Source organism: Leucobacter sp. M11 (genome assembly GCF_035726885.1).
GTDB lineage: Bacteria > Actinomycetota > Actinomycetes > Actinomycetales > Microbacteriaceae > JAPFRB01.
In genome coordinates this window covers 25665-29135 of the sequence record NZ_JAPFRB010000003.1, presented here as the reverse complement: position 1 = coordinate 29135, position 3471 = coordinate 25665, and the positions used below count along the sequence as shown (strand labels likewise).

Below are 3471 nucleotides of genomic sequence, written 5' to 3'. Positions count from 1 at the left end.
AACCGGAGGCCCCCCCGAGCACCCCGAAGGACCAGCAGTGATCCGACCGATCGCGGAGGACACCGCGACCCAGGCGCTGCCCATGCGCCTCTTCCAGGGCGTCGCCGATAAGCGACGCGCCGACCGCGTTCAGCGTGAGCTGGAGACCGTCGAGGCCGGCCTGCTCGGCCACCTCGGCTTTGCCTCTCCCATCGCGGACGCCCCCGCGCGCTACCTGCTCGAAGCGGGCGGCAAACGCATCCGGCCCGTGCTGACCCTCGTCGTGAGTGAGCTCGGCGACGGCCCGAACGACCTGGTCCGCGCGGCCGCGATGTCGGTCGAGCTGACCCACCTCGCCTCCCTGTACCACGACGACGTCATGGACGAGGCGACCGTGCGCCGCGGGGTGCCCGCCGCCCACACCGTCTGGAATAACCAGGTCGCGATCCTCGCGGGCGACCTCCTCTTCGCCCGCGCCTCTTCACTCGTCTCCGGCATGGGCGAGCGCGCCATCCTGCTCCAGGCAAAGACCTTCGAACGGCTCTGCCTCGGGCAACTCCACGAGACCGTTGGCCCCCAGCCGGGCGACGATCCGATCAAGCACTACATCCAGGTGCTCGCCGACAAGACCGGCGCGCTCATCGCCACCGCGGCCCGGATGGGCGTGATGTTCTCGAACGCGCCCAAAGAGTACGAGGACCCGGTCACCGAGTACGGCGAGATGATCGGCGTCGCCTTCCAGCTCATCGACGATGTCATCGACCTGTCCCCGAAGGCCGAGGCCACGGGGAAGCTCGCGGGCACGGATCTGCGCGCGGGCGTGGCCACCCTGCCGATGCTGCTGCTGCGCCGTCGGGCCGAGCAGAACCCCGAGGACGCGGCCCTGTTGGAGCGCCTGGACCGTGGCGTGGCCGAGACCGCGGACGGGGCAAACAGCCCGGATCTCGACGCGGCGATTGCCGAGCTGCGCGCCCACGACGTCACCGCGGAGACCGAGCGCGAGGCCCGTCGCTGGGCCCAGGGCGCGGTCGAAGCGCTGAGCGTTCTCCCCAAGTCCTCCGTGCGCTCCGCGCTGGCTCGCTTCGCCGAGTCCATCGTGGACCGCAACGGCTAACCCCTTTTCTTTCCGGCAGGCGGGATCCCGCCCCGGTCGAGCACACAGGAGCACCACTATGAGTAAACTGCGGATCGCGATCGTTGGGGCTGGTCCCGCCGGGATTTACGCGGCGGACCTGCTCCTGAAGGCGGAGCGGGACTTCGAGGTGTCCATCGACCTCTTCGACCGCCTCCCCGCGCCCTACGGGCTGGTCCGCTACGGGGTTTCCCCGGACCACCCCCGGATCAAGGGCATCATCAACGCCCTGCGCGAGGTGCTCGACCGCGGCGACATCCGCTTCTTCGGCAACGTGGACTTCGGCACCGACCTCACGATCGACGACCTGCGCCGCCACTACCACGCGGTGATCTTCGCCACGGGCGCGATCAGCGACGCCCCGCTCGCGATCCCCGGGATCGACGCCAAGGGCTCCTACGGCGCGGCGGACTTCGTGAGCTGGTTCGACGGCCACCCGGACGTGCCGCGCACCTGGCCGCTCGAGGCCCGCGAGGTCGCCGTAATCGGCAACGGGAACGTCGCCCTCGACGTGTCCCGCATGCTCATCAAGCACGCGGATGACCTGCTGCCCACCGAGATCCCCGACAACGTGTACGCGGGGCTCAAGGAGAACCCGATCACGGACCTGCACCTCTTTGGGCGTCGCGGTCCCGCCTATGTGAAGTTCACGCCGCTGGAGCTGCGCGAGCTCGGCGAGGTGCGCGATGTGGACATGGTGCTGAACCCTGCCGACTTCGAGCACGCGGACCCGCACGCCGAGGCCCTCGTGGCCGGGAACAAGCAAGCCCTCGTGATCAGCCGCGTGATGAACAAGTGGCTCACCGAGCAGGCCGAGCGCGACGCGGCGGACGGCCCGGGTGCCTCCCGCCGGCTGCACATGCACTTCTGGTCCAAGCCCGTCGCCGTGGTGACGGAGCCGGACGCCGAGGGGACCCCCCGCGTGACCGCGATCCGCGTCGAGCGCACCGCGCCGGACGGCCTGGGCGGCATCGTCGACACGGGCGAGATCCGCGACATTCCCGTGCAGTCGCTGTACCGCGCCGTGGGCTACTTCGGCTCCGCCCTCGACGAGGTGCCCTTCGACGGGGACCGCGGAGTCATCCCGAACGACGGCGGTCGCGTCCGCGACGCCGAGGGCACGCAGGTGCCCGGCGTCTACGCGACCGGCTGGATCAAGCGCGGCCCGGTCGGCCTGATCGGCCACACGAAGTCCGACGCGATGGAGACGATCGAGGGGCTGCTCGCCGACCGCGGCCAGCTCTGGACCCCCGGAGCCCCGGAGGAGGACGCGATCACCGCCCTGCTCGACGAGCGCGGCGTGCCCGTGACCACGGTGGAGGGCTGGCACCGGCTCGACGCGCACGAGATCGCCCTGGGCGAGGCCGTCGGCCGCCCCCGCATCAAGGTCGTGCCCCGCGAGGACATGACCGCGGTCTCCCGCGGCGAGGAGCCCCGCGCCTAGCGGACGCTCGGCGCGCCACCCCGGGTCGTCACGCGCGAGGTGCGCGCCGCGGCCTCAGCGCCCCGCTGCGCGGCGCACGAGCGCGTCCACGAGCGCGGAGAACACCTCGCTCGTGCCGCCCTCGACCCGGACGAGCGCGCGCGCGTCCGCCTTCGTCGGCCCCCGGTTGATGATCACGAGCGGCTTGCCCGCGCGGGCGGCGCGCTCCACGAGCCGGATCCCCGAGTTCACGGCGAGCGAGGAGCCGGCGACAATCAGGCTCGCGGCCTCGTCAACGATCGCGGCGGCGTCGGCGAAGGTCGCCGTCGGCACGAACTCGCCAAAGAACACCACGTCCGGGCGGAGCGTGCCGCCGCAGTCCGGGCACTCGGGGAGCGTCAGCTCGCGGTAGTTGGCGGTCTCGGCGTCACCGTCGGGGTTGATCGTCACGGACTCGTCCGTCGCCAGCCAGGGATTGTCGCGGTCGATCCAGCCCAGCACCTCGGCGCGGGAAAAGCGGTGCCCGCAGTCGAGGCATCGAATCGAGGCGCCGTTGCCGTGGAGCTCCACCACGCGGCTGGCCCCGCCCGCGCGGTGCAGTCCGTCGACGTTCTGGGTGACGACCCCGGTCAGGAAGCCGGTGCGCTCCAGCCGGGCGACCTCGCGATGGCCCGGGTTCGGGCCGAGCCGGTCGAAGCTCCCCGCCCCGAGGCGTGCGCCCGCCCAGTAGCGTCGGCGGTAGTCGGGGTCGGCCAGGAAGTCCTGGAAACGCATGGGGCTGCGCACGGGGGCCCCGGCCCCGCGATAGTCGGGGATGCCGGAGTCCGTGCTGATCCCGGCCCCGGTCAGCAGGGCCGCGGGTGCGGCCGTGAGGAGCCCGGCGATGTGCTCGATCTGCGCGAGAGCCTCGGGCTGATCGAGCGGCTCCGGGTGCTCC

At 71.9% G+C, this 3471-nt stretch carries 3 protein-coding genes; 2 read left to right on the top strand and 1 reads right to left on the bottom strand.

Annotated elements, in window-relative coordinates; genetic code table 11:
- The first annotated feature begins 82 nt into the window (after positions 1-82).
- Both OOT08_RS08295 and OOT08_RS08290 read left to right on the top strand, forming a co-directional pair.
- Entirely contained in the window at positions 83-1093 is a 1011-nt protein-coding gene (locus OOT08_RS08295; protein ID WP_325092882.1) for a polyprenyl synthetase family protein, read from the top strand.
- Positions 1094-1151: 58 nt separating this feature from the next.
- Positions 1152-2555 carry an FAD-dependent oxidoreductase gene (locus OOT08_RS08290; RefSeq protein WP_325092161.1) on the top strand — a complete coding sequence of 468 codons (1404 nt, stop codon included), beginning with the start codon at positions 1152-1154 and terminating at the stop codon, positions 2553-2555.
- 54 nt (positions 2556-2609) lie between these two features.
- Here the strand turns inward: OOT08_RS08290 and OOT08_RS08285 are convergent, their stop codons facing one another.
- Positions 2610-3428, bottom strand: a complete 819-nt coding sequence (locus OOT08_RS08285) for a Sir2 family NAD-dependent protein deacetylase (protein ID WP_442916230.1) — start codon at positions 3426-3428, stop codon at positions 2610-2612.
- Positions 3429-3471 lie beyond the last annotated feature (43 nt).

Coding starts and splice junctions, on each gene's coding strand:
- OOT08_RS08295 (WP_325092882.1), top strand. CDS start 83: ATGCGCCTCTTCCAGGGCGTCGCCGATAAGCGACGCGCCGACCGCGTT.
- OOT08_RS08290 (WP_325092161.1), top strand. CDS start 1,152: ATGAGTAAACTGCGGATCGCGATCGTTGGGGCTGGTCCCGCCGGGATT.